Origin of the sequence: Actinomyces qiguomingii (genome assembly GCF_004102025.1) — a bacterium.
In the GTDB taxonomy this organism is placed as follows: domain Bacteria; phylum Actinomycetota; class Actinomycetes; order Actinomycetales; family Actinomycetaceae; genus Actinomyces; species Actinomyces qiguomingii.
This window is the reverse complement of the sequence record NZ_CP025228.1, coordinates 2,056,186-2,080,493: the sequence shown is the minus strand read 5'-3', so window position 1 is coordinate 2,080,493 and position 24,308 is coordinate 2,056,186. Positions and strand designations below refer to the sequence as shown.

Here is a 24,308-nt window from a genome sequence, read left to right as displayed (position 1 = left end):
CGGCCGCTGGACCGTAGTTTCGGGCGTGTGCGCTTGCGTATGGCGGGTGATCTGCGGTGGGCTAGTGCCCGTAGGTAATCGGAGGGTCGCGACCGCGGCCGGCGAGCGGGCCCGACGGCCCGCGCATGGAATGGAGAGCACGACAGTGACGAGCACAGTGGCCGGAGCCTTCGGCTTCGCCCCCGGTCTCATCATCCAGGAGTTCGGATACGACGACGACGTCGACCAGGCCCTGCGTCAGGCGGCCGAGGCTCAGACGGGCACCGAGCTGGTGGACGAGGATTATGAGGATGTCGCCGACTCCGCCATCATCTGGTGGCGCAATGACGACGGTGATATTGATGACCTGACGGATCTGCTGGTGGACGCCCAGACCAATCTCGACGGCGACGGCCTGGTATGGGTACTGACCCCCAAGGCGCGCACCATCGGTGCCGTGGATGCGGCAGAGATCGAGGAGGCTGCCCGCACCGCCGGAATGCACGCCACCTCGGCCGCCTCCATGGGTGACCGCTGGAGCGGTATCCGCGTGTCCAGTCGTCGGCACTGACGGCGACGGCGCCGTCCGGATGTGCAGCAGCCCGAGGCCTCGGTGTGGGCGTTGGGCTGCGGACGGCGTAGAGTATGTCCCGCGCTGCCGGACCTCCGGCGGCGGAAGCGGACCTGTAGCTCAGTTGGTAGAGCAACGCGTTTACACCGCGTAGGTCGTCGGTTCGAGTCCGGCCGGGTCCACTGGAAATCGTTCGAGTCCGGCCGGGTCCACTGGAAATCACTGTTCAGGAGCACCGGTGTCCCCGATCCCACTTAGGTCGCACCTAATGTTCAAGGCGGGAGCCGCCGTCATTGCGGCACTGGCGCTCGGGGAGGCGACCCGCAGGGTGGCGTCAGGCTGTCTGCTTGGTAGCCGTCCGGCGATAGCTGACCCGACCATCACGGAAACCGTGCTGGTTCTCGGTCATGCCGACGCCGGCCCGCAGGCCGGGGCGGAGAACCGTCGTCGTGTCCGGGCGGGTTTGCGCAGCCGCAGCACGCCGTCGTCACAGCTCGTGCTTTGCGGGGGCGCCGTTGCCGGACCCGTGTCCGAGGCCGAGCTCATGGCACGCTACGCAACCGATCGCCTCGGCTATGCGGGGCCGATCACACTGGAGACCGCCAGCCGCTCCACCTGGGAGAACATTGTGTGCGCGATCCCGCTGATAGAGGATGCCGACCGCATTGTTATCGTCTCTGACCCTGTGCACGCCCTCAAGGCAAGATTGTTTATACGCAGGCAGCGCCCGGATCTGGCAGCCCGGCTGGTCCGGGCCGATGACTGCCGCTGGGGAGAGGGGGCGGTGCGTAGGCCGGGCTCTGTCATATTGGGTCTGATCGACCTGGCATTGTCTGCCTGGGTGCCCGGTTGGGCTCAGGAGTCAGCCACCGGCCTGGCGGGGGTGCGTCGGCTGCTTGCCTATGGCCGGTTCAGACCGGCGAGGAAACTGCCCAGACGGTCCAGTCCCTCGCCGACCTCTGCGGTGGATGCGGCGTAGGACAGCCGCACATGAGACTCCGCCGTGCGTACTGCGAAGTCGCGGCCCGGGGTCAGCGCCACTCGGGCCTGGTCGAGTGCCCGCATGCAGAAGTCCCAGGAAGACAGTCCCGTGTCGGAAACGTCGAAGTAGATGTAGAAGGCCCCGTCGGGCTCAACCGGTACTTTCAGATCCAATGCGCGCAGACCATCCAGTGCCAGCCTGCGCCGCGCCACCAGCTCCTCACGGTGCTGTTCGCACAGGGCAAGCGATGCCGGCGTGAAGGCCTCAAGGGCGGCCAGCTGCGCCGGCGTCGAGGCGCACAGGAAGTAGTTGACGGCCAGATTGCGAGCGGGCTCGACCAGTTCATCCGGCAGTACCAGCCATCCCAGCCTCCAGCCAGTCATCCCGAAGTACTTCGAGAAGCTGGACACCACAATCGCTTCGGGGTCGGTGGCCAGCACCGTTCGCGCCGGATTCCCTTGTGGATCGGGATCTGACAGGCCCAGGTAGATCTCATCCACGATTCGCCAGATGCCCTGCTCCTGTGCTGCCCGACATAGTCGGTTCAGCTCTTCGTAGGGGATGGAGGTACCGGTTGGGTTCGACGGCGTGGCTATTTGCACCGCCGAGGTGTACGGAGTCCATACGGTCTCAATGGCTTCCGCATTGAGTTGATAGCGAGTGGCGGCGGATGTGGGCGCCAGTACGAAGCGACCCCCGAATGAGTTCACCAGCTCGCGGTTACACGGGTAGCAGGGGTCGGCCAGCACGACGTCGTCACCGGGTTCACAGGTCAGCGCGGTTGCCAGCAGGAGCCCGGCCGAGGCGCCGGAGGTGATCAGGATGCGTGCGGGATCGACCGCAACATCATGGACGTCCCGGTAATAGCCGGAGATTGCTTCACGCAGGGCAGGCAATCCCTCGGCGGGCGAGTACGGCAAGTTCTGGTGGGCAACGTGGGAAAGTGCCTGACGTACCGCGGGTGGAGCGCCGAAGCTGGGCTCTCCGAGGCAGAGCTTGGACACCGACTGTCCGCGGGACTCGATCTCGCAGGCATGCGCACCGATGCTCATGGCGTGGAAAGGTGGCGCGGAGACGGCGCGTTGGGCGAGCTTCATGGTTCTCTCCGGGGCGTGCGCACCACAGATGGGGCGCGGTACAAACTGTGGTCTAATGCCAAGGTTAGGGCCTCCGGGCGAGCGACGCACGGGGAACGGGCTGGAGAAAGCACCAGCTTCATCCCTGATAGTGTGTGCCGGTCGGCCCGGCGGCCGACATCGAAGCGGGCCCCGCATCGGGCTCGTCTTCGTGCCCCCTTAGCTCAGTGGTTAGAGCAGCGAGCTTATACCTCGTGCGTGCCTGATAAGCACATGGTCCTGGGTTCGAATCCCAGAGGGGGTACCGGACTACGTACAGTTGTGGCCCCTGTGGTGGAACGGTAGACACGGCGACCTTAAAAGTCGCTGCCTTCGGGCGTGCGGGTTCGAGACCCGCCAGGGGCACCACGACACCCTTATACGAACTCGCACCATGCGAAGTCGGCGTAGGGGCTGTCTCAGCCAACGAAGCGTGCTCACCCTGCGGGGTGAGCGCTTTTCGTTGTGGGAGAGTTTTGTGTCCTAGGTCACGGTTGTCTGTGTCGTTGTCTTGGTGGCCACTGTCTGTGGTGTGGCGGATGTCTCCGTTTTGGCCGTGGTGGCCGTCTCCGGTGGGAGTGTCTTGGCCGTCAGGCTGCTGTTTGTTGGGGTTGCTGGTTGGCGTGTGCTGGTGTTGTTGGGCGGCGCGGCGCAGGGCGAGGCTGCTGAGTTGGTCGAAGGGAAAGTTGAGGTATCCGGCGGCGTCGGGTTGGCCGCCTGGTCCGCGCACGAGCAGCGGTAGTGCCGGTGTTGGAGTCTTGTCTTGTTCTTCTGTGGTCTCCGGCGTGGTGTTGCTCACTGGTGTGTGGTTGGTGTCCGGGGTGGTGTTGGGTTCTGGCGGGATGATGAGCCTGCCGTGGGGGTCGGTGGCAGGGTTGATGAGGATGCGGTTGAAGAAGACTTGGTTGAGTTGCTTGCGCAGGTGGGGTGGTGCGGCGGTGTAGAGGCGGTGGCAGTCTTCGAGGAGGTCTAGTGCCTGGGTTAGGTGGTGGCGGATGTCGCTAGAGTCTGCTTTGTAGCTGGCCAGGGTTCGCTTGATGTCGTGTAGTTCACGTTCCAGCCGGTTCTGTTCTTCCTTGAGGAGGTCCAGTGGCACGGCGCCGCCCAGGTGGGCGTGGAGTAGCTTGCGGCGTTCGTCTTCGAGGTTGGTGCGGCGGGTGGTTAGTGAGCGGATGTCGCGGGCGCGGTGGGCTTGGATCTGCTCGAGTTCGGCGTGTAGGTACTGCTCGATGAGCTGGCGGTCTTCGGGTTGGAGGTGGATGCGGTGGTATAGGTCCGCGACACGCGAGTCCACTTCTTCGATGAGGACTGCTTTGAAGGCGCAGTCGTGGAGGCGGTGGCGGCGGGCGCAGACGAAGTATGGGTAGATGGTGCCGTGGGGGTTCTTGGTGTTCTGGACCAGGAGCCGTGAGCCGCACAGTCCGCACACCACGGTGGTTTTCAGGTGGTGGTTGTGGACGCGTTGGCGTTCGCCACAGCGGCGGCTGGCCAGGATCTGCTGGACTTTCTCCCAGGTCTCGATGTCTGCCAGGGGCTGATGTTTGCCTGGGTATTGGACTCCTTGGAAGGTGACTACGCCTTTGTAGTAGGGGTGGCGGAGCAGTTTTTGGAGGTGGCCGACGGTGATGGCGGTGGCGGGTTTGCGTGGTGTGGCTGGGACGGTTAGGCCGAGGGCGGCCAGGTGTGCGGCCAGTTGACTGATGGTCCATTTGCCGGTGGCGTACTCGGTGAAGGCTTGGCGCATGAGGGGTGCGCGTTCGGGGTCCAGTTCGACGGTGCGGATCTCGCGGCCTTGGTCGTCTCGGCCGCGGACGTTGAGGTAGCCCAGCGGGGCCTTGCCGATGGTGCCGCCGTTGCGGGCCTTCTCGCCCATGCCTTTGAGGACTTCGTTGGACAGGTTGCGGCTGTAGAACTCGGCGATGGAGCTCATGATGCCGTGTAGGAGGATGCCGCCGGGGGTCTGGTCTATGTTCTCACTGGTGGATACCAGGCGGACTCCGGTGTCGTCGAAGACCTTGTTGATCTCGACGTCGTCGGCACGGTTGCGGGCCAGGCGGTCTAGTTTGTGGACGATGACGTAGTCGATGCCGGGGGTTTGGCGCAGGTAGGTGAGCATCTTCTGCAGCTCGGGGCGGTTGGCGGAGCGGGCGGACTCACCGCGGTCTACGAACTCTTTGACCACCAGGGCGCCCATGGAGGCGGCTTTGCGCTTGTTGGCGTCGCGTTGAGCGGGGATGGAGAAACCCTCCTCTGTTCCGGCGCGTTCGGCCTGTTCGCGGGTGGATACGCGAATGTAGGAGACAGCGCGTTTCGGGGTGAGCGCCTGGCTCATGGCTACCAGCGGGTCCGGGGTGGTGGTGCTCATGCGTTGCTCCTTATGGTGATGAGGGTGGGTTCGGGTTCGGTGATGATCAGGCCGAGGCCGGTGGCTGCCAGGGCGCCGATCAGGCGGTGGTACTGCTCGCGGTTGCCTCCGGTCGGGTGGTCGAGGTTCGGGGTGATCAGGTAGCGGATGTTGTTGGCGGGGTCGGCGGCGACGTGCAGGGCGCGGGCGATACCAGTGCTGCTGTGGGGCATGTCGTCGTAGATGCCGGCGCCATTAAGGCTGTACTGCTGGATGCAGCGGTTGATGCTGGCGATGCTGTCATCGGGGATGATGCGGCGGTAGCCGATCGCTCGACTGCCGGGGATTATGGTTTCTTCGGGGGTACGCATGTTGTTTCTCCTTTCGGTTATGGCGAATCGGCGTGGTTGCTCTCTTTCTATTGACGCTCAGAATGCGCGAAGAGTCAAGCCTGTTTTCCGGGTGGGTGGTGTCGTTGTTGTGGGCCGTGTGGGTGTCGCTGTTTTATGGTCCGGTTTGAATGAGTGTGGCGAGCGCTTCTGGGCTGGTGATTGTTTTGAACAGGCCCGGCGTGAAGGTGGTCTGGTCAGTGATTTGCTGGGTGAGTCGTGCGGCGCGGTCGGGGTTGTTTAGTAGCCAGACGACTTGTGGGTAGTAGCCGCGGAGGGTTTGTTCGGTGCCGGTGTTGAGGTGGGTTTGGTAGTCGTGGCATTTGGCCAGTAGGCGTGCGGGGTTCTCGGTGCCGAGGTCGATTTCGAGTAGCCAGTGGTCTTGGTCGCCGTGGGCGGTGGTGGTGATGGCTTCAAGGTCGGGTTTGAGCCAGTGTGTGGTGCCGGCGGGGCTGTGCCAGTTGCGCCAGCATTCGGGCTCGGTGGCCAGCAGTGTGAGTCGGCCGCCGGCGTGGTGGATGGCTTGTTCGATGATCAGTCGGGTTTCGGTGATGGCGAGCGTGTGCGCCAGGAAGGTGTAGGAGGGCTCGTTGGTGCGTTTCCTGCTGGTGGCGTCGGGGTTGATTAGGCGGTGTCCGGGTTCGCGTAGGTACCAGGTGTTGCTGGTGGATCCGGATTTGGCTCCGCCGATGCGGCGCTCGAGGTGGTCGGTCAGGCCGAGGCGGTGGTGGCGGTTCAGGCGGCGGCTGGTTTGTCGCAGTGCGGAACGGTAGGAGGTGTAGCGGCCGGTGAGGTGGATGATCTGGGCTAGCTGGCGGGTGGTGGCGTAGCGGTGTGCGGCCAGCAGTTTGAGGAGATCAAGGTCGGTGGTGTCGAGCTGGTCGGCGACGGCCTGGAGTTGGCAGCGTCCGATGCGCCCGCTGGTGTTTGGGATGCTCATGGGCGGGGCTCCTTATGGGTGTTGATTGGTGTAAGTGGACTTGCCGTGCTCCTGGGAGGGAGTCGGGTTGGCGGGCCGGTACGGGCTGACAGTCGCCTCCCTTGTTCGGTGGCGCTCGGCGCGGTGTGGCGGTGGGCGGCGGGCGGTTGCGGCGCCGAGTGGTGCGGCGATTGGTCTCCCGACGCGTCTGGTCTTGCCGGTGCGGCTCGTGGCTCATGGGGTGCCTCCGCGGCGGGGTCTGCGGCCGATGGCGACCTGAGCGGCCTGGCTGCGCGTCGGCTGGTCTTGCGTGGGCGGCGGGCCGGCGGTGGCTTGCGTTAGGCCGAGGCGTCGGAGTAGTTGGCTCTCGACGGTGTGTGCGTCTTGTCCGTAGCGGGCGGCGCTGGCGGCCGTCAGCGCGACCGGGTCGCCGTCTGGTGGTGGTAGCGGCAGTGTGTGGGCCAGGCACCAGGGGTTCGGGTGACCGTCGTGGATGGTTCGCACGTAGGCGCCAAAGCGTGGCAGTAGTTGGAGGTCGGCGGGTTCAAGCCCGATGGCTTGACGTGCGATCTCGCTGGCATCGGCAGCGGATAGGCCGAAGATGATCTTGTTGCCTGCGTTGGTGTCCACGGCGGAACGCAGGTGCGGTGGGAGCTGGGCGCGGTACTGGTGCGCCAGGTGGAAGGCGACCCCGAGGCTGCGCGCCTGGCTGAGTGCGTCGGCCAGGTCACCGGGCAGGGTCAGGTAGTCCTGGACCTCGTCGATGAATATGCTGACGATGTGCCGTCGCCCTGCCGGGAGGGCGGCTCGGGCCAGAATCAGGGGCCAGATCTGTCCGATGATCAGGCTGCCCAGCAGCCGGGCGGACTCGGCCCCGAGAATCCCCTTGTTCAGGCTTACCAGCACGATCCGGCGCTTGGTTAACAGGTCGGCCAGGTCGAAGGCGGGCGCGGTCTGCCCGAGCGTGGCGCGCAGGTGCGGGCGGATCAGGAACGGCTGGAGTTTGTTGAGTACCGGGGCGATCCACTGCATGCGCTGCGCCTCGGACAGGCGGTCGTATTTGTCCCAGAACTGGCCGGTTCCCAAAGGATCCGGCGCGCCGGCGACCACCCAACGGCGAAACTCCGGGTTGGTCAACAGCAGCGGTAGGTCCACCAGGGTGGATTCGGGGGTGCGGGCCAGCGTGAGCAGACCGGCGGTGAGAATCTCCTCAGTGCGCACGCCCCAGGCATCGGCGAACAGCGTCTTGAATGTCGCCAACACCGTATCGGCGATCACCTCCGGCTCCCACCGCTTACTAAAGGTAGTTGCCAACGGGTTGATGCCGACCGGTGTGGGGCTGGTCGGGTCGATCACCACCACATCGCCGTGCCGCTGGAGGGGGATACGAGCCAGCAGATCGTTGACCAGGTCGGTTTTAGGGTCGATCAGCAGCACTCCGCGGCCGGCGCGAATGTCGGCCAGAGCCAGGTTGGCCATCGCGGTGGACTTCCCGGCACCGGTCGGGCCGAGCAGCACCGTATGAAACAGGGCATCGCGGATCGAGACGCCCAACTTCTGCCCGCTCTGCTCATCGGCACCGGTGGCGAAGGCCCGCCGGGTGTCGCGCCGTACGGGCAGCGGTAGGTGCTTGGGATGAGCGGCCCCGGTTGCGGGCAGCCCGGCCTGACCGATCGGCCAACCACTCAAGCAGGCGATCTCCCGCGCGGACAGTGTCAACGGGTAGCGCCACGAGCGGCGGGCCTGATCAACCCGAGCCGGACTATCGGTGTGGGCGTGAAGATGAACTCCGGCGCTCTCCGCAACCCGCAACGCGCCCAGCAGGCTCTGCAACAACAGGCGTCGCCGCTTGGGCGAGCCGGCCTTGACCCCTAGCCGGACGATCACGCCCGCCCGATGGCTCGCGACCTGCGCTCGCCGCCGACGCCCGACCTCCCCACTGGCGGAGGGCGGCGGGGTCAGCCCGAGTACTTCCAGCCATCCCGCCGGCTGCGTGTCCTGGGCCAGGCTGGGGCGGTGGCGCGGGCCGATCATGACCTGAAGCACCAGCTCCTCGTCGGCGCCGGTGGTGGCCAGCGCCGCCAGCACGGCCCTGGCGATCGCCTCCAGACGCTCAGCCGACAGCGGCAGACTCGCACGCCGAGCCACCACCCGCAGCCCCTGATCCACCGGACCACGCTCCGCCGTATCAGTAGCCGCGGATATGCGCGTGCCGGGAATGAGTTCACGCACCACCGCATCCAGCCGACCACCGGCGGCCGAGCCCAGCAGATAGCGGGCACGACCATCCCGACCACGCGCCTCCAACACCACCCGGCCCAGCGTCGGGTCCGCCACGATCCGCTCCAAAAGACCGGTAGCCGTAGCCGCATCCAGCGGCAGCGCGAACCGGACGCGCCGCCACAGCAACAGATGACGGCCGCTCATTGCCGCCCGCCCTCCCGCGAGGCATGCGCCCCCTGGCCTTCAGTAGGGTTATCGGACTGGCCGGACGCGGCCTGGGCGAACAAGGCGATCAGGATCCGGGCCAGCGCCCGGTGATCGAGCGCATCGGTCCGGACCGGAACCACACGCACCCGACGCGACTTGGGCGGGCGGCCTCCCGCATGACGACGGCGGCTCACGGCCGGCCCCGTTTCCGACTCACCAGCGGCCCCGCCACCACACCACCACCGCGGCGATGACGCCTACCACGACGCCGGCGCCGGCGAGCCACATCCAAGCGCTTCGCAACAACTCGACGATCCACCTCAGCCCGATCGCAATGGCGATCAGCCCGACGCCGCCGCGAAGAAGGCTCCCAGACAGGCAGCTTCTCGAATCCCCACTCATCCCAGTCTCCTCCGTCAAACCACCGGGTGCCCATCACCGAACCTCCTCGCTGCCGCTGGCCCGCGAGCTATAACGAGGGACCGGATAGCCGGGGATACGGATGTCGGAGTCGATCTGATCGCCCCAAACCGCCCAGCCGGCGCGCGACTCCGGCCGACGCCGGGCGAACAACTCCAAATACGGACCCGGGCTGACCCGCTCGATAATCGCGAACTGCTCCGCCGGCTTACGCGAATGCTCCGCAACCGGGGCGTTGAACCACGTCGGTTGCGACCGGCTACCCAACGGCGCCGTACCACGTGTGCAGAACAGCAACTGCTCGGTGGCATTGCGCAACTGATAGCGGCCAGACAACCCCAGCCGGAACTTCACCCACGTCAGCGGGCTACGCACCGTGAACCCCCAGGCCTGCGCCACCTCATACGCCCGCGGCAGCAGACCGTTGGTGGTCCACAACCACAAGTGCGCGTCCTTAGCCGCCAACTGGCCCACCGGCAGCGCCTCGATAGTCTCCAGGCTCATCGTGCGGTAGTGCGCCTCACCACCCTGGCCGGGCCACGGCGGATCCACCAGGACCGTGGCGAAACCACCCTCCGGCACACCACCCGGTACCCTTGCGGCATCCTGGTGGCTGGTTTTCGTTTTCTCATCGCTGTAGCCCATAATCATTTCTCCTTTCCGATTACCTGCTTTGACCTAGTTTTCGCACACAAAACGCCCATAGACAAGAGTTCCGCTTAAGCCTTACCAGCCGACACGACAACCCTAAGAAAACACCCAACAAAGGGACTCAAAGATGACGGCGGGTAATGTGGCTTGTTCCGTTTCAAGTTAAACGGAGCCCAGAGTGTTTGCTGTAGAATTCACAACACCCAGGCAGCCAGTGAGCACCTCCTGCCAGCCGCGACTACCCGAACACGCGGGCCAGGCAAGCCACCGGCTGGCTATCGATCCCGGAAACGGCGCGCCGCCTCCTGCATGGCCCGAGCCGCCAGCAGCGCCGCCACATCCTGCTCGAACCTCAACCGGGCTGCCCGACGCCGCACCGCCTCGCACTCACGCTCCGCCCCACGACGAGCCAGCCTCGCCCCAGACGGACTAGACGGCGGCCGCGGCCTGCGCGAAGCAGCACGCCCAGAGGCGCCACCTCCGTCCTCCCACCACAGCCACCACGCCAGCGCCAAAACCGCCGCGCCCACCAACACCCCGGCAAAGAAACCCATCATCACCATCACCTCCCCGCGTCCGTGCCTGGGGCTCAGAAGCCCGCGATCGCCCGCGCCGCGCCCAGCGCGTACGCCTTAACGATCGCCTCGTAGTACGGCGCACCCGCCGGCGCGGACTCGTAGCACTGCTCGGCCAACCCCACCAGAGCCGCCGTGTTGCTCAGCGCCCCAGACGCCAGCACCGCCCGCGCCTGATCACGCGCATGCGCCACCTGCGCCTGGCCCAGCACCAAATCCACCTCCCGCCGCGACGCCCGCGCCACAGCCCGCGAAGACGGATCCGCAAACGGCATCACACCCGTCGAGTACGCCTCCGGCACCTGAGAAACCAGCTCACCAGACATGCTCAATCCCTTCTCTGATCTGCGTAAACACCGCCAGCCACGCCCAACCGAAGCACCGGACGCCGACCCAGCGGCCTGACACATCAAGCAGACCCCATGAGCAGCTCGGATCTAGGAAGTTGTAAGAAAGTCGGAAAACAGCCCAAAGATGGAACCGCTGTCGTATGCTACGTGCGTGCTCCAGGGCACAGCTCCCTGACGACCGGACACGGACAAGGAGGTGACCGACCCAGTGCCCAGCGACATCCGCGACCTCGAGGCAGACCTGCTCTACCTGCGCAAAGGAGCCGGAACTACACCCGGGCGCATGGCTTCTGTCGGGACACTGCGCCTAGTTCTGGGAGGCGACGACCAGCCATACAGCGAGCTTCGAGACCGCCTCGACTCTGCCATCAGGTCGCTGCACGACGAGGAAGCCGCCCTGCTGCTTGACGTCTTCGCCCTGAGCCCCGACACCGAGAGCCTTACGACCCTCCGTCAACGCCGCCAACACCACGGCACCAAGATCAGCCGCAAGATCGACACCGTCGCAAGCCGCGAAACCCGGGCCATCACCAACCTACGCAACCAACTCCTGACCGGCTGGTACCCCACATCCCCGATGCCGCCAGGCGCGCGCGTACCAGAGGCGCACAACAGCCTCATCCAAGACAACGTCGAGATCCTCACCGTTGTGGAGGACGGCTACTGGCAACAGACCCGCGAGCACTACCGCTTCCTCGCCCTGTTCGACGAAGCGGACTACATACGTATCTCCAACTCATTCCCCGGCATCATCTCGCCCCAACCCCCGTTCACGGTACGCACCCACCGCCTCGGCGACTCATACAGCCACGACTTCTACTACCAACACGGTCCCATGCGCCGAGGCCGAACCTACGACCTCCGCTACACCATCCGCCCAGACCCCACCCTGCAAGACGACCGCCGCATCAAAGAAACCAGCCGCGCCTTTCACGAACGCACACTCACCGCCACCTTCGAACTCATGTTCATCGGCGACGTCCCCGACACCATCTGGAAGATCGAAGGACTAACCTTCTTCGAACGACCAGGAACTCCAAACCCCAACAACCAACTAGGACACCCATGCAAAACAACATTCAGAGACCCCCACGGCGGACTCTTCTACGGCATCGGATGGCGGTGAACGAGCCATACGCGAAAGGGGCTATACAACTGGATCTATGACGAAGTCGCCGGCGCCAACAACACCCGATGCAATCTCGAGATTAACGCCCACCGGCAAAGCCTTTACTTAGAAGCGAATATGATATAGAATGTGCAGATATGAACGAGAAATATCGAGACAGCACTCCAGAAAGAAGTATCACCCAAGGGAGTAGGGTTCTAGTGACTGAGCAGGACATTTTGAACTACCTTGCCGATAAATTTGACGACTTAGGGTATGGCGCCTCGCCTTACCTGAAGAGGCATCCAGAAACGGTCACTGGGCGCGAGATTATAGACATGTCGGAGGAAGATTTCGCCGCATACACCGAAGCCAACCGGATCATAGACAATATCAGGACAGCTTTACCTCGGCGCCCAACAGGCATAGATGATCTCAACTGAGCTGGCTCGAACTGGACTCGATCTAATTCCCTGCGAAACACGACATCAAAGGTGTGTGGCATGCATCCTCATCTCGTCACAGATGCTGAGTATGGAGACGTTATCAAGGAGATTTCGTCTGCGGAAAAAGTGATGATCTACTGCGGCGCCGGCGTCACGTATCCACTCACCGGGCTTGGCTGGAATGCGCTTGTTGTGGACGTCGCAAACCGCCTCAAATCAGAGCTTCAACAGCTGGAATACCTGAAGGGTGATCGCGAATTCGACAACTTCGTTCATCAAATGGCTGGCAATTACCAACGACCCGCTGAAAACGCGACGCTACTATCAGCATATATGACACAGCTGTCTGACATGCTTAGCGGCGGGATCGGATTTGATTCTGATCGCGCACTGCGTGACGCGATCAGAAAAGCGATATATAGGCGCAGTACAACAAGTATTCTGCAACCTTACCAGGCGCTATTACCCCAATATGTAGCAGCGCTTATTGTCACGCTGCTGCAGAAGGAAGTTGACGTGCGAGTCGTCACAACAAACTATGACACTTTTCTCGAGCGCTCATTGAAGGAGCTGTTTAACGTACTAAATGAAGATGAAGGTTATGGAAAATATCGCTTGCTTGTAAGGAGTAATAGCGGCAGGAAATCGTTGCCAAGTTCCGCGAAAGGCGTGGTACCTATGGTATATCTCCACGGCAGAGTACCCATTAAGGACGACAGTAGAGGGCGCAGCGGGCTGCGTGCGAGCTCGGGAAAGATTGTATTCTCGGAACTAGATTACTATGCTCAAAATAAGAAGACCCAGAAGATACTTAAGGACTTTTCGGACGAAGTAGATTGCACGATCATAGTCGGTTCATCCCTGGATGACCCTCCGCTGCTAGATTGGATTCAGACTAACCGTGACGCTAGTAGCGATAACACCGTAATCTCGGTTCAATCTGTGCGCCAGGAGCCATACGGCCAGAGGACCCTGGATGAATCCAATCGAAAGAACTGGGTTGAGCAAAGAGCCATGCGCTTTCGCTCATTGGGGGTTGAACATTATGTGCCAGTTCGATGTTACGCAGACGTAGCAGTTTTCCTACGAGACCTGGTTCACGGTTTGCTCGCGACTACCCCTGGCCAGAGTATGTTTGCCTCCGAGAGCGATCTGTCTAAGTGGGGTAGTGCGCTCAACATCAATGAAGCTAAAGTTATGAGTCTTCACAAGAGCTTGGCAGCGCAGAATGAACTGATTGCATCTCAGCTCCGGATACTATTGCCTTTAGGTTACAATATAGAAACTAGGACAGAGTACTGGCTGAGAGCAGCCTCGCCACACGATGGCGATCCGTTTTATATGACGAAAATCGCCGACTCCTCTGGCCCCGTGTTGTCTTCGAACCATCGTCGCTCTGAGAGCTATTTACGTCGCTTTCCATCGCGTTCCGCCGCGATGAGAATTGCGCAACTTGATGAACCAGGTCTCGTTACTTTCAAGGCTCTCGGACAAAAGAGTTCCGCGTCGAGGTGGCAAGCATACTATGGAATACCGATTCACAACGCATTTGGCGACTTCGGAATTGCATCACAGGTGACCGTCGGCGCCGTCGTGGTTGCAATTCGTCTGCACGAAGAAAGCCATGAGTTCCTCGACTCCGACGAGCGGGAAAAGTTCGCTGAGGGAGTTGACGAGGTCTCGGCGAAAATTGCAGCAGGTGCACTTTCTCCAGAACAGGTGAACGCTAATACCAAGCTGATTTTCCTGTTGAAATATGCAGCGCTCGAGGCAAGTAGATGCATTCGATAACAATATTGCGGCTGTGAGTCAGTTGTCCTGATGAGCGTCTCGAAGGGGACTGGGATAGAGTGCCGGCTTACGTATTGCCTACGCGACTTTGCAGCGGCGCGGGTCGGCGAACGAGGCGTCGATCTGCAGGTCGACCGGCAGACCACCGTTGTGTACGAGTTCGCAGCGCGTCCACTTGTAGAACAGGAGGTCCAGATCCACCTGCTCGCCGCCGGTACTCGACGTTGATCGTCCAGCTGTGGCTGTCCTTCATGAATGCCACGAAGTTGGCGCGATCACCGCGTATCTTGGGGTGCGCCAGCCGGCCCGCAGCCGCCATGGCGACCAGTACCATCAAGAACGCGCCCTCCTGTCGGTGGTTGGCTCACAGGATCTCGGCGTCTGTCAGGCGGTTGAGGATCGGGTTTGGCGTTGTCATGGTTGATTCGCTGACGATAGAAGGGATCTTGGCATCACTCGCGCTCCGTGTCTTCGGTGTCGGTTCCTGGATGCCCGTCCTTGCTGCTCTTACTGGGCTTGCGCACGATCGCTCGTGCTACCGGGGTACCTGCTACAGTGCCTTCGGCTACAGATCTAACCAAGCTACGCAATTGCCTAGGAATGTCCTCAAGGTCTGGGGTTGTGAGTACCCAGATGGCGACGATCAGGATGAACACCAGGCTGGCCAGCGAGTAGCGCACCGCCTTTCGGTCCAAGAACGACGTCTTGACCTGGTCGGCTGCTTCATCGACTTGGGCGGCTACCTCGGGCGCGTGTTTGCTAATGAGGTCGTACGATGCTGCGGACGCCGCCGTGTCAATCTCGAACGCTTGAGGCGGTAGCTCTTGTTCGTCGACGACCCCTAGATTCTCGACGAGCTGACGTGCGGCGTGTTCGTAGGATCCGTCTGCCGCGAGCCGCTTGGTGGCAGCCTGCGCCGCCACTGTGGTTGCACTTGCCTTAACCGAGGTATTGATACCCGTGAGCGCTGAGGCGATCGCCCGAAGCGACTCATCGGGAATCATCTGCTCGGTGAGCCGCGCCATGCTGTCTTGAAGACCGGCCAACGCGGTGCGCATCGGTTCGTAGTCCTTCAGGGCAGCCGAAATAAGCGGCGCCGTGCCGTTCGATAGCTCATTGAGCCCAGCTGCTGCCGCGATCGACCGTGTCATCGCCTGCCTAGCAGAGTCGCTCAGCACAGGCAGTTGAACAGACTTGACAGCACGGTTCCACGCAGCGAGAGCGCCAAGCGTCCCGTCGGGTACTAGAGATTGCTGCGGCAGCTCGAACGCACGCGCCATGGTAGACACCGCCGCGTTGAGCGCTTTCAAAGTCTCTGGCTTGAGGACACTGGGGCCGAGGGCTGCGTGAATCGTGCCCGCAAGACTTTGACTGGCACCAGGGAGGTAGGGGCCAGTCCCGCCGGAACCTTCAGCCGTTGCTGTCATACATCGAGCGTACGACTAACAACCGACACGAATGGTCATGCAGGCACGCCATGCCCCGCCTCCACGCACCACCCCTCAACCGCGATGCTCCATCAGCTCCCGTGGATCGAGCTCGATCTGTTCGGCGATGCGTTCTAGGCTTTTTTGAGGGTGAGGTTGCGTTCTCCTCGTTCGATGCCGCCCATGTAGGTGCGGTGGACTCCCAGGAGGTCGGCGAAGGCCTCTTGGCTCAGGCCTCGCTGGAGACGGTAGGCACGCAGGTTTCGGCCAACGGTCTTCTGCAGGTCCCCAACAGCCATGGCCCTGAGCCTGGACGGCCGCTACTTGAAAGTCTACAGACTTATGAGTATCGTCGACGTCGCACAGCCAGACCACAGCAACACGAGGAGGCAAGACCGCACCAAAACATCAAGGAACCACAGCCGTCGCCCAGAAGATCTTCCCCGCATCCGGCCACGCCGCACGCCAGCCAGTCACGAAGCCGCACATCCGCGCGCACACCCACCTACCACTCAGCAGCCATTGGAGGACATTACTGCCACATCCATAGGTAACCACTATCAATACTTGACAATTCTGCACAATTTGTTATAATGTATACCGTAACCCATTGCGGTAGTAAATCATAAACCACTAATCCACGAAGGAGAGGATTGAAGCTTTATGAAACGAGAGAAATTATCATCACTAACCAGCGAGCACGGTCCGTCCAAGAAGTTGATGGCGCTGCTTGCGACGGGTTCCCTTGCGCTGGCGGGTATCGCCGGATGTTCCACCAATGAGGCCAATGCTGGCACGCCGACCGAGAGCGAACCGGCGGCAACGGCGGAAGCTACTCCGACGAACGCCGAGTTCGATCCTGAAGACAACACACCATACATGTATTACAGCGCCGAGGGCGGAGGTATTGACGGGATTCCCGAAAAGTATCAATACTCTTCCTTGGAGGAGTTCCTTGAGCCAGCGCTCAACCTCCAGCCAATCCCAACCGGCCTCTCAGATCAAGAGTATCTCGAAGCCTGGGTGGAACGCACCAATACACTCCTGATGCTGGGCCATCCAGACGACTATAAGGCGCAACCGATCAGCGCCGTTGTTGACGGAGAAAACCTTGGAGGCTGGGAAGAGCTTGGAGACTACGTACGCCCGAAGTTGACTGAAGCATATCAGTCCGCGTTGTTCGCCGATACAGAAGTACTTGATGCGGGTGCGTACAATACCAGTGTGAACGTATCGAAGATCGCGACAGGAAATCTCGCCAATGCCGCGATAACCGACCCGAAATACGAGTACACGATGTCTGGCAAGGCGATGTACCAGTTTAGCTATGCGCTCGACGAGGGTTATCCCATCATCTCGGAGCCAGCCGAAGGCGGCGGCCGAACCATCACCTTCGTATTCAACGAGAGCGACAACCAAAACGAAAACCGAATTCGTATGGAAAGTCACGACGGGGAGGTAAAGGGTAAGGGTAACCGCGTCTTCGACCCACACGAGGACGAGGCGAACGTACAGGGTACCGGAGGCAGCTTCTTCTCGCATATAGTTACCTTGACGACCACCATCGATGCATCGGGCAACGAGGTAATCAAGTACTGGGACGACGAGGAATACACTCCAGCCGACCTGTAGTCAACAACTGCTTGCAAACATAGCCACTTTGATGTTAAATAGAAGTGGCTATGTTTAAAATCAAAACCAAATTCATAGTGGTGGCCGCCTTGTCGTTGGCGACGGTATTAAGCGCATTGATGCCGCAGCCTGCTGATGCTGCCTATGGCGACAGCATCAAGGACTACGTTCAGTTCTACTCGTACTACCAGGCGCTGCTATCTCGCAACGGCGGGAGCGATGCCAGTACTTCCGACAGTTGCATCAGCAACAATATGCGCAGTGTCTTCATCGGCGACCAAAACAAGGCACCGAGCCAGGGCGAGAGTGATGGATCTGAGTGGCCGAGCCGGACACTGTTTGGCACGCAACACCAGCACTACACGTGGTTTGGCACCAACAAATACACCGACACTTACGTCTGGCCGCGAAACAAGATGACCTGCGCCAACATCATGAAGAACATGATCGACCTGCGCAGCACCGCCAGCAACAAGTACGCGGACTTCCTCCGCAAGATGAATGGCGAGTACGTGCAGTGTCTGGGCGCTGGAACTTGGGGAATATTCAAGCAGGACGCGATCAAAGCATGCACCGGCGTTACCGCTGACGGCGCCGATCGGCAGGCTAACTTCACCAAAGCGGTCGCCGCGCTCAATGGCGGCCGGGAGCCCGCGCTGAGCAACGAGATGAAGTACTACGCCTACCTGACCGCGCTCAACACCTCAAAGATCTGTATCACCCAGCGCATCGCTGAGTCCGATCGCGCCACCTATGCTGCTCACATTGGTACTGGCAAGCCGGTGCCGACATCCGACTACTCGAGTTTCTCCAGTAAGCTTGGCGTGACGCTGTCTGGCGACAGCTCACTCTACTTCTACGATATCCCTTTCTATAGTTCCGCCACCTCGCCTAAGGAGACGGCGTTGTTCGCTGTGGTGTCGACAACCGACACTCTTTCTAGTGCAACCTTCTCGGGTACCACCACGCCGATATATAGCAGCGCGTCGATGGCGCATATCAACTCGATGTGGTCTGGGCCGGGCGGCACAGTGGACTGCGCCGATATGGCCAAGGCCCTGGCCACCGACGACAGTCTGGCCAGCGCGTGGCGCAACTGGATTGAAAAACACCCAAACGATGTTCTCAAGCCTGGAGAGGGCACCACAACAGACGCTACCAAGAACATAGACCTTGATGCTGCCAACGACGCCGAAGCTGGCGAAAAGACCTGCAACATTGATGGCATCGGGTGGATCGTCTGTCCGGTGGTGAACTTCCTGGCTGGCATCGCTGACGATGCCAAGGGCTACCTCAACAACTGGCTTGAGTTCCCGGCTACCTACCTTGGTAATGGCGCCGAAGGATCAGTAGAGTCATACTGGCGCATAATGCGCGACTACGCCAACGTCTTGCTAGTCATCGCGTTCTTGGTGATTATCTATTCGCAGCTGACCGGTTTTGGCTTAAGTAACTACGGTATCAAGTCGATGCTGCCGAAGTTGGTGATTTGCGTGTTGTTGATTAATGTTTCGTTCTATATATGTGGAGCGCTGGTTGACGTCTCTAACCTCGTCGGGTCTGCGGCGTTCAACTTCATCAGCGCGGCGACGTCTGGCGAAGGTAACGGAGGCTACTGGAGTAGTGGCGCCGATGGTGCGGGTGGCGCGTTTACGGTGCTGGCTGCCTCCATCTTGAGCGCCACGGCTGTGGCTTGGTTCGCGGTTGGTGCGATCAGTACCGGGCTGATCGCTATCGTGCTGATCGCCCTGACGACTGTGGTGCTGTTGGGCGCGCGGCAGGCGATCATCATTATGCTGATCGTGGTTTCGCCACTGGCCTTCGCGGCGATGCTGCTACCAAACACCGAGGGGCTGTTCAAGAAGTGGTGGCAGATCTTCAAGACGATGCTGTTCCTGTATCCAACGATCGGAGTCCTGTACGGAGCGGCGAGGCTGGCGTCCAATATGATCAACTCCGTGCATACGACATCAGAGGACGGTATGATGTGGACCGTACAGATCATTGGCGCGGTGCTGAGCTTCTTACCGCTACTGTTGGTACCGACGGTGATCAAGAAAGCCATGGACGTGGGCAACATCAGCAATATGGTCGGCCGGCTACAAGGCAGCGCCAACAAGTACCTCGGTGGCAAGGCGCGGGAGCGCGCAGAGAGAGGCAACATTGCGCAACTGCGCAAGTTCCGCGCCGAGAAGGCGGAGCTACGGCGTGGCCTGATTCGGGGAGGTGCATACACCGGCCGCGGCGGTAAATGGAACTACCGAAATTGGCTTTCTGCGGGGAATCGGAGGTTCAATGCCAGTAGGTGGTCGGGTGATTTCGGGAATCGTCGAGCAATGGCTGGCTCCTACGCTGAAGACGCAGACTTCCAGGAGCAGATGAAGATGGCTAACGCATCCGTTAGAGATATGGGGTTGTCGAATGATGATCTGTTTGAGCTGGGTAGTACTGGAAAGATTGGCGATAAGCAGTATTCACATTACCAGCAACTGGCGGCGCTTGAGCAAGTTGGCGGTCTGTTGACGGCTAGTCAGGCACACAAATTGGCCAACTTAAGTTCTTCAGTCGAGGAGGACGGGTATGGTTATGTTGCGACTGATGATGCTAAGACTATGCGCGAGAAAGCCGCAGTCCGTAAATATATGGATGCCGCAGCCACGAAGTCTGGCAAGGCCGCATCTATTTCTGGCTCAGTCCGTGGCGATATAGTTTCTGGTGGTCGTGACGTCGATGAGAATGGCAGAGTCTTGCGGTACGACGACAACCACACCGCAAATAGCTACATAAAAGGTAGGATGAGCGCGACTGATCTAGCAGGGATGGATGCTGATGAACTTAGGTTCCTGCGAGAGTATGCTGACGAAGATGCGATGAAGGTACTTCAGAGTAAACGCGACACGGTAATGGCGTCCGACAGGCTCAGAGAGACGGTCAAAGAAAAGCTTCAAGGCGAACTTGATCTGATTCCACCGACAAACCAAGCCCAACGCGGCGCAGCCACTGGCAATTCAGATTCGGATTCAGAGCAAATGGTCCGGCTCCATGGCGGCACCTTCGATCAGTCTAACTCTGGGCTGTATATTCCGCGCGATCGGCGCTAGGTCTACACAATGGTCTCTCGCGGAGTCGCTGTAGGCAATTGCGCTTAGGACGACGCTTTCCATCCATCCGCCGGGAGGTTGCTGCACCGAGCCACGACGTCTTCTGAGGAAGGTAGCCGTGAGACGCCGACCACCGACCCTACGAGGACTTGGATCGCCGTCTGTGCGTAGTGGAGTCTAAGGTGCTGAAGCCTGCTAGCGGTGCGGCGTAGAGGAAGACTGTCGGAGGGGCCCTTGGCGGTTGTCTAGTGGAAGGGGCGGCACACGTGCGTGTCGCCCGTTGATCGTGAGTAGAGGCCCCTGCCGGAACCTAGGTCCAGGGTGTCTGGGTCATGTACGGCTGTTGAGGTAGGCGCTCAGTGCCGTTGCCAGCCTGCGGGCACTCTCGAGACTTAAGTCCAGGCCAGAGAACCCATCCCCGATGTAGACCCATGTCTCGGTATCGCCGTGGTACTGGTACTGCACGACAGTCAGCTCGGTGGGCGCAGGGCTGCGAGTCACCTCTCCTGCTTCCTTGTTGCGGTGGATTTCCACGCAGGACACGACCAGCGCCGTGGCTTCGTGAAGGAGGTCGTCTGGTGATTGGAGCTGGTGCTCTGTGGTGCACCACTCCGGGCAGCTGATCGCTGGGAGATTTAGGGCTGGCTTCGCTCCCATCGCTAGAGCCTCTCCATGCCCGTCGATGATACTCATAAGTCTGTAGACTTTCAAGTAGCGGGCGTCCAGGCTCGTGCCCATGGCTGTTGGGGACCTGCAGAAGACCGTTGGCCGCAACCTGCGTGCCTACCGTCTCCAGCGAGGCCTGAGCCAAGAGGCCTTCGCCGACCTCCTGGGAGTCCACCGCACCTACATGGGCGGCATCGAACGAGGCGAACGCAACCTCACCCTCAAAAGCCTAGAACGCATCGCCGAACAGATCGAGCTCGATCCACGGGAGCTGATGGAGCATCGCGGTTGAGGGGTGCACCGATCTATTACGGCTGCGGCAACAGAACACGAACATCGGTGGGAATCGACGTGAGGCATCAGGGAACCCTTCACGCGCTCCCCACCTAGTTGTCGAGCAGCGAGTTGATGCTGCTCACCAGCCTCTCAGCCTGTGCCAACTCATCATTTTTCAACTTCGGCATACTTTTCTGCCTCAAAAGCGCTCCGGCGGGTGAATAGTGGTTGATATGTCCGTTATTAATACCGCGGCTGGCAAACGCTTCTTCCACTCGCTTCACGATGCGGTCGCCCTTAGGTAGCTGATCGACCGTCAGAGGTTTGTCTGCAAGCAATCCTGCATACGCATCATTGATGAGCTTCAGATAGAGCCCCGAGGGAAGGATATCTTCAATATCGGCTTCTATCGCCCCGGTCGCGTTGCCAACTTCCACGATTCCAACCGAATATAGCTTACCGTTGTTGCGCATCGCATTAACCAGCTTATCGTTCTCTGCGGATGAGTCGGTGAGCACGGCGACTTTCATTGAGTTAGCTCCGAAGAGTGCCAAAAATGCAGGGAGCTTAGCTATGCCCCCTCCAGGCACTAGTACCCATTTTTCGCTCAGTCCGGGCTTCCCCGCTTTGGTGAGCTGGTCGGAAAGGTACTGAAGAAAGACCACGTCAGACGGACCCTCAACCAGAAGAACGTTTGGGCCTACGAAAAGCGTCTGCGTTAGCTGAATACCAAGGGCGGCGTGTAGTGGAAATGCTGATTCGGAGTCGGCTCTTAGTACATCAGCAGAAACTACTGTACCTCTCGCAACTTCGTCAACGACAGTGCGGACTCGTTGGAAACTATGTGGGTCGATCATAAACGGAGAGTGCGTGGTAAAGATCACCTGGTGTCGGGACGCCAGCCGCTCATCGACAAACCGTAGCAAATCATGCTGGGCGGTGGCATGAAGGCTTAGTCCAGGCTCGTCAAGCAGGAGGATAAGTGGTTGCGTCGCCTCTTCTTCGAGCTTCGAGAAGTATGCCAAGAACGAGAAGAACCAGACGAAGCCGCGAGAGCGTTCGTCGAACGGAACTGTGACGCGATGACGTTTGTTTTCTACACGGATCTGCAGGAGCGGCCCTTTATCGAGGGGCGGTTCCGCGGCTGGCTCAGGTCGCGAGAGGATATGCAGCTGTACCTGGAGCTCTGTATTTTGGCTCCAATATTCGAACACTTCGTCACTGATCGTGTTCGATGCGTTCTCTAATTGTCTGATCAATTGTTCGTGACTCTCGGGCGAGCTGAAATCCTCAGGGTCGACTCCAGCGATCGACAGAAGAGATAGCAGCGCTTCTTGCCCTCGGGTAAGATTATTGTCTCTACGACGCTGTATCAATTGAGGTATGGAGATTTTTCCCGGCATCACGTCGTAGTCGCCGAAGTACACGAATTTAGGTCGCCGTTCTGCAAGCACATCTATCGCCGCGAGAACGGGGTCGCAGTCCGGCCATCCGTCAATTATCTTAAGTGCGGCATCTGCCGAGGGGATCGATGACTCTAGATTCCTGAGGGCTGCGGCTAGCTCCGATATATTAGAAGCATCGTCGACTTTTCGCTTATCCACGCTTGGTAAATCGAGAGTGTCCCGAAGAGTGTTTAGTAACTCCATCTCATCAATCTCGACCAACCACTCAGGCTCGTCATACAGGAATCCGGTTATAATGACGATGCGCTTGCTTTTAAGCGCCCCTAGACAAAGTTTCTGTTCAACTGCGTCAATGTCGTCCTCGTCGAGTTCATATGTGAGCTCCGTCACTCTGATTGGTTCTCCCTTGGCCAACTCGCGAGACTTATGGGATGGGAAATCAAAGTCCGACACAAACTCTGTAGTGTTGTCCACTGGGTCGCTCTTATATAGAGACTGGAGTACGGCGGTCTTGCCAGACTCGTTTTTCCCAACAAGGGCAGTCACGTCGGGCTCAACGTCAAACTGTGTCGGTTCATCGATGCTCCGATAGCGTTGAATGTCTACGTGCACTAATTTCATGTCATCCTCCTGTGCTTTAGTGTGATTCGGTGGTTCAGTATGACGCCTTTATTATTGTACATCATGTGTCGCTGGTGTCGTCTTTCCCGTGGCGTCGTCGGCAGTAATTTGATAACAACATCGGCGAGTTGTAGTCACGATTCCTAGCTCTCTCTTAGGTGCTTCCGCACCGTGGTTCGCTCGAAGCCCAGCTCCAGGCCTATCTCGATGAAGGTTTTGCCCTCGGCGCGTAGCTCCAGAGCCCGCTGCCGGTCTTCCTCGGTGAAGCGATGCAGGCCTCTTGTGCGCTCCCGCTTGTTCGGCTTGCGCCAGATGGCACGCACAGTGCCCTCGTGAACGCCGTACCGCATAGCCACCTCCGAAGCGCCGAGGCCGCTGCCTGCTTGCTGGAGGATGGCGTCACGTGTCTGGGCGGGTAGAGGGCCGTACTTCGCGTGGGTGACTTGGCGGACGGGACTGGTAGACGAGATGGTGGCGTCTGCGTCGTTGGAGTCCTGGTTGCTTAGAGGTTCGATCAGGCGGTCTTGTTCGCCCTCCTCGTCCGGCTCCCGAAGCTGCCCCAGGTACCGTAACAGGGGAGCCCAGTTGTTAGTGTCGAGCATACCGAGGCGCACCACGACACCCTTATACGAACTCGCACCATGCGAAGTCGGCGTAGGGGCTGTCTCAGCCAACGAAGCGTGCTCACCCTGCGGGGTGGGCGTCTTCAGCGTCGGGCTCTTGGTTGTCTGGGGCGTTGGTTGGCTCGTGCTCCAGCGGTCTTTTGTGTGGTGTTGATCACTGGTGTGCGGCTCGCGGACGCCCGGCGAATGAACTCGCCCGGCAACGCCTGCTCGGTCCCGTCCTGCCGGACTCAGTGCAGTGCGAGCTTCGAGGACCGGCAGGTCAAGCAGTCTCAGCGGTGGGTGCCTGCGGTGGAGGGGCCACACATGTTCATTGGGGTCTGGCAGATCGAGCGGTACTGCCCACGGGGACCGTGTTCTCATGGCCGCGGGTGAAACTTTGGGATCACACCGACGTCGCGGAGGTTCGTAGTTCCGTCGGCGGAGTTTGTGCTGTGCCTGGACAAAATGTCGCGGCAGTGCCGCCATGCCTAAGAGACTGCACTC

The 24,308-nt window shown here is 60.4% G+C and carries 22 protein-coding genes, 3 tRNA genes and 1 pseudogene; 12 read left to right on the top strand and 14 right to left on the bottom strand.

Going from position 1 to position 24,308, the window contains the following annotated elements; genetic code table 11:
- Positions 1 to 145: 145 nt before the first annotated feature.
- The 3 genes from CWT10_RS08545 to CWT10_RS08535 all read left to right on the top strand — a co-directional run bounded on the left by CWT10_RS08545 (position 146) and on the right by CWT10_RS08535 (position 1,529).
- Complete coding sequence (locus CWT10_RS08545; protein WP_103062762.1) at positions 146 to 550, top strand: DUF3052 domain-containing protein; 405 nt, start codon at positions 146 to 148, stop codon at positions 548 to 550.
- A 109-nt stretch (positions 551 to 659) separates the two neighbouring features.
- A tRNA-Val gene (locus CWT10_RS08540) sits at positions 660 to 732 on the top strand.
- A gap of 56 nt (positions 733 to 788) precedes the next feature.
- On the top strand, positions 789 to 1,529 hold the full coding sequence (locus tag CWT10_RS08535; RefSeq protein ID WP_233188099.1) for a YdcF family protein: 741 nt from the start codon (positions 789 to 791) through the stop codon (positions 1,527 to 1,529).
- Here CWT10_RS08535 and CWT10_RS08530 read toward each other — a convergent pair.
- The gene (locus CWT10_RS08530) at positions 1,451 to 2,629 is read right to left on the bottom strand and encodes an aminotransferase class I/II-fold pyridoxal phosphate-dependent enzyme (protein ID WP_103062764.1); all 1,179 of its coding nucleotides are present in this window, start codon (positions 2,627 to 2,629) and stop codon (positions 1,451 to 1,453) included. The two genes, CWT10_RS08535 and CWT10_RS08530, sit on opposite strands and share 79 nt — an antisense overlap.
- 192 nt (positions 2,630 to 2,821) lie before the next feature.
- On the opposite strand from CWT10_RS08530, the gene CWT10_RS08525 reads away from it, so the two are divergent.
- From CWT10_RS08525 to CWT10_RS17355, 3 genes are all read left to right on the top strand, one after another.
- Positions 2,822 to 2,912 (top strand) — tRNA-Ile (locus CWT10_RS08525).
- 20 nt (positions 2,913 to 2,932) lie between these two features.
- Positions 2,933 to 3,016, top strand: a tRNA-Leu gene (locus CWT10_RS08520).
- Between the two features lie 163 nt (positions 3,017 to 3,179).
- Positions 3,180 to 3,389: a hypothetical protein gene (locus CWT10_RS17355; protein WP_103062765.1), complete on the top strand. Its 210-nt coding sequence runs from the start codon at positions 3,180 to 3,182 to the stop codon at positions 3,387 to 3,389.
- Between the two features lie 591 nt (positions 3,390 to 3,980).
- Here the strand turns inward: CWT10_RS17355 and CWT10_RS08515 are convergent.
- From CWT10_RS08515 to CWT10_RS08480, 8 genes and pseudogenes are all read right to left on the bottom strand, one after another.
- Positions 3,981 to 4,979, bottom strand: a pseudogene (locus CWT10_RS08515) (recombinase family protein); the annotation flags it as partial.
- A gap of 29 nt (positions 4,980 to 5,008) precedes the next feature.
- A complete protein-coding gene (locus CWT10_RS08510; RefSeq protein WP_103062766.1) occupies positions 5,009 to 5,362 on the bottom strand; it encodes a hypothetical protein in 354 nt (117 codons plus the stop codon).
- A 133-nt stretch (positions 5,363 to 5,495) separates the two neighbouring features.
- Positions 5,496 to 6,320, bottom strand: a complete 825-nt coding sequence (locus tag CWT10_RS08505) for a replication-relaxation family protein (RefSeq protein WP_103062767.1) — start codon at positions 6,318 to 6,320, stop codon at positions 5,496 to 5,498.
- Between the two features lie 213 nt (positions 6,321 to 6,533).
- Positions 6,534 to 8,726 carry a type IV secretory system conjugative DNA transfer family protein gene (locus CWT10_RS08500; protein ID WP_103062768.1) on the bottom strand — a complete coding sequence of 731 codons (2,193 nt, stop codon included), beginning with the start codon at positions 8,724 to 8,726 and terminating at the stop codon, positions 6,534 to 6,536.
- A gap of 216 nt (positions 8,727 to 8,942) precedes the next feature.
- Complete coding sequence (locus tag CWT10_RS08495; protein WP_103062769.1) at positions 8,943 to 9,131, bottom strand: hypothetical protein; 189 nt, start codon at positions 9,129 to 9,131, stop codon at positions 8,943 to 8,945.
- A gap of 33 nt (positions 9,132 to 9,164) precedes the next feature.
- Positions 9,165 to 9,794: an MT-A70 family methyltransferase gene (locus tag CWT10_RS08490; protein WP_103062834.1), complete on the bottom strand. Its 630-nt coding sequence runs from the start codon at positions 9,792 to 9,794 to the stop codon at positions 9,165 to 9,167.
- Positions 9,795 to 10,075: 281 nt separating this feature from the next.
- A complete protein-coding gene (locus CWT10_RS08485; RefSeq protein WP_103062770.1) occupies positions 10,076 to 10,357 on the bottom strand; it encodes a hypothetical protein in 282 nt (93 codons plus the stop codon).
- 32 nt (positions 10,358 to 10,389) lie between these two features.
- Positions 10,390 to 10,701, bottom strand: a complete 312-nt coding sequence (locus CWT10_RS08480; protein ID WP_103062771.1) for a phosphoenolpyruvate carboxylase — start codon at positions 10,699 to 10,701, stop codon at positions 10,390 to 10,392.
- Between the two features lie 220 nt (positions 10,702 to 10,921).
- Here CWT10_RS08480 and CWT10_RS08475 point away from each other — a divergent pair, with 220 nt between their 5' ends.
- The 3 genes from CWT10_RS08475 to CWT10_RS08465 all read left to right on the top strand — a co-directional run bounded on the left by CWT10_RS08475 (position 10,922) and on the right by CWT10_RS08465 (position 14,070).
- Positions 10,922 to 11,851 (top strand): hypothetical protein, encoded by a 930-nt coding sequence (locus CWT10_RS08475; RefSeq protein WP_128683362.1) that lies wholly within the window; start codon positions 10,922 to 10,924, stop codon positions 11,849 to 11,851.
- Positions 11,852 to 12,054: 203 nt separating this feature from the next.
- A complete protein-coding gene (locus CWT10_RS08470) occupies positions 12,055 to 12,276 on the top strand; it encodes a hypothetical protein (RefSeq protein ID WP_103062773.1) in 222 nt (73 codons plus the stop codon).
- A gap of 60 nt (positions 12,277 to 12,336) precedes the next feature.
- A complete protein-coding gene (locus CWT10_RS08465) occupies positions 12,337 to 14,070 on the top strand; it encodes an SIR2 family protein (RefSeq protein WP_103062774.1) in 1,734 nt (577 codons plus the stop codon).
- Between the two features lie 452 nt (positions 14,071 to 14,522).
- Here the strand turns inward: CWT10_RS08465 and CWT10_RS08460 are convergent, their stop codons facing one another.
- Positions 14,523 to 15,497, bottom strand: coding sequence for a hypothetical protein (locus CWT10_RS08460; protein ID WP_128683358.1), 975 nt, complete (start codon positions 15,495 to 15,497; stop codon positions 14,523 to 14,525).
- Between the two features lie 134 nt (positions 15,498 to 15,631).
- Positions 15,632 to 15,796, bottom strand: coding sequence for a helix-turn-helix transcriptional regulator (locus CWT10_RS08455; RefSeq protein WP_233188100.1), 165 nt, complete (start codon positions 15,794 to 15,796; stop codon positions 15,632 to 15,634).
- Positions 15,797 to 16,160: 364 nt separating this feature from the next.
- Between CWT10_RS08455 and CWT10_RS08450 the strand changes: the two genes are divergently transcribed.
- Complete coding sequence (locus CWT10_RS08450) at positions 16,161 to 17,129, top strand: hypothetical protein (RefSeq protein ID WP_103062776.1); 969 nt, start codon at positions 16,161 to 16,163, stop codon at positions 17,127 to 17,129.
- 50 nt (positions 17,130 to 17,179) lie between these two features.
- Positions 17,180 to 20,230, top strand: a complete 3,051-nt coding sequence (locus CWT10_RS08445) for a transporter permease (protein WP_103062777.1) — start codon at positions 17,180 to 17,182, stop codon at positions 20,228 to 20,230.
- A 330-nt stretch (positions 20,231 to 20,560) separates the two neighbouring features.
- Here CWT10_RS08445 and CWT10_RS08440 read toward each other — a convergent pair whose 3' ends face one another.
- Positions 20,561 to 20,968 carry a DUF6907 domain-containing protein gene (locus CWT10_RS08440; protein WP_103062778.1) on the bottom strand — a complete coding sequence of 136 codons (408 nt, stop codon included), beginning with the start codon at positions 20,966 to 20,968 and terminating at the stop codon, positions 20,561 to 20,563.
- On the opposite strand from CWT10_RS08440, the gene CWT10_RS08435 reads away from it, so the two are divergent.
- Positions 20,967 to 21,188 (top strand): helix-turn-helix domain-containing protein, encoded by a 222-nt coding sequence (locus CWT10_RS08435; RefSeq protein ID WP_103062779.1) that lies wholly within the window; start codon positions 20,967 to 20,969, stop codon positions 21,186 to 21,188. The two genes, CWT10_RS08440 and CWT10_RS08435, sit on opposite strands and share 2 nt — an antisense overlap.
- A gap of 94 nt (positions 21,189 to 21,282) precedes the next feature.
- Here the strand turns inward: CWT10_RS08435 and CWT10_RS08430 are convergent, their stop codons facing one another.
- Positions 21,283 to 23,199: an ATP-dependent nuclease gene (locus CWT10_RS08430; RefSeq protein WP_103062780.1), complete on the bottom strand. Its 1,917-nt coding sequence runs from the start codon at positions 23,197 to 23,199 to the stop codon at positions 21,283 to 21,285.
- A 143-nt stretch (positions 23,200 to 23,342) separates the two neighbouring features.
- Positions 23,343 to 23,801 (bottom strand): helix-turn-helix domain-containing protein, encoded by a 459-nt coding sequence (locus CWT10_RS17350; protein WP_233188101.1) that lies wholly within the window; start codon positions 23,799 to 23,801, stop codon positions 23,343 to 23,345.
- Positions 23,802 to 24,308 lie beyond the last annotated feature (507 nt).

What these genes read in the sequence shown, in the direction of transcription:
- CWT10_RS08530 (WP_103062764.1), bottom strand. Translation starts at nt 2,629, where the DNA reads ATGAAGCTCGCCCAACGCGCCGTCTCCGCGCCACCTTTCCACGCCATG.
- CWT10_RS08510 (WP_103062766.1), bottom strand. Translation starts at nt 5,362, where the DNA reads ATGCGTACCCCCGAAGAAACCATAATCCCCGGCAGTCGAGCGATCGGC.
- CWT10_RS08505 (WP_103062767.1), bottom strand. Translation starts at nt 6,320, where the DNA reads ATGAGCATCCCAAACACCAGCGGGCGCATCGGACGCTGCCAACTCCAG.
- CWT10_RS08500 (WP_103062768.1), bottom strand. Translation starts at nt 8,726, where the DNA reads ATGAGCGGCCGTCATCTGTTGCTGTGGCGGCGCGTCCGGTTCGCGCTG.
- CWT10_RS08495 (WP_103062769.1), bottom strand. Translation starts at nt 9,131, where the DNA reads ATGAGTGGGGATTCGAGAAGCTGCCTGTCTGGGAGCCTTCTTCGCGGC.
- CWT10_RS08490 (WP_103062834.1), bottom strand. Translation starts at nt 9,794, where the DNA reads ATGGGCTACAGCGATGAGAAAACGAAAACCAGCCACCAGGATGCCGCA.
- CWT10_RS08485 (WP_103062770.1), bottom strand. Translation starts at nt 10,357, where the DNA reads ATGATGGGTTTCTTTGCCGGGGTGTTGGTGGGCGCGGCGGTTTTGGCG.
- CWT10_RS08480 (WP_103062771.1), bottom strand. Translation starts at nt 10,701, where the DNA reads ATGTCTGGTGAGCTGGTTTCTCAGGTGCCGGAGGCGTACTCGACGGGT.
- CWT10_RS08465 (WP_103062774.1), top strand. Translation starts at nt 12,337, where the DNA reads ATGCATCCTCATCTCGTCACAGATGCTGAGTATGGAGACGTTATCAAG.
- CWT10_RS08460 (WP_128683358.1), bottom strand. Translation starts at nt 15,497, where the DNA reads ATGACAGCAACGGCTGAAGGTTCCGGCGGGACTGGCCCCTACCTCCCT.
- CWT10_RS08455 (WP_233188100.1), bottom strand. Translation starts at nt 15,796, where the DNA reads ATGGCTGTTGGGGACCTGCAGAAGACCGTTGGCCGAAACCTGCGTGCC.
- CWT10_RS08450 (WP_103062776.1), top strand. Translation starts at nt 16,161, where the DNA reads ATGAAACGAGAGAAATTATCATCACTAACCAGCGAGCACGGTCCGTCC.
- CWT10_RS08445 (WP_103062777.1), top strand. Translation starts at nt 17,180, where the DNA reads ATGTTTAAAATCAAAACCAAATTCATAGTGGTGGCCGCCTTGTCGTTG.
- CWT10_RS08435 (WP_103062779.1), top strand. Translation starts at nt 20,967, where the DNA reads ATGGCTGTTGGGGACCTGCAGAAGACCGTTGGCCGCAACCTGCGTGCC.
- CWT10_RS08440 (WP_103062778.1), bottom strand. Translation starts at nt 20,968, where the DNA reads ATGGGCACGAGCCTGGACGCCCGCTACTTGAAAGTCTACAGACTTATG.
- CWT10_RS08430 (WP_103062780.1), bottom strand. Translation starts at nt 23,199, where the DNA reads ATGAAATTAGTGCACGTAGACATTCAACGCTATCGGAGCATCGATGAA.
- CWT10_RS17350 (WP_233188101.1), bottom strand. Translation starts at nt 23,801, where the DNA reads ATGCTCGACACTAACAACTGGGCTCCCCTGTTACGGTACCTGGGGCAG.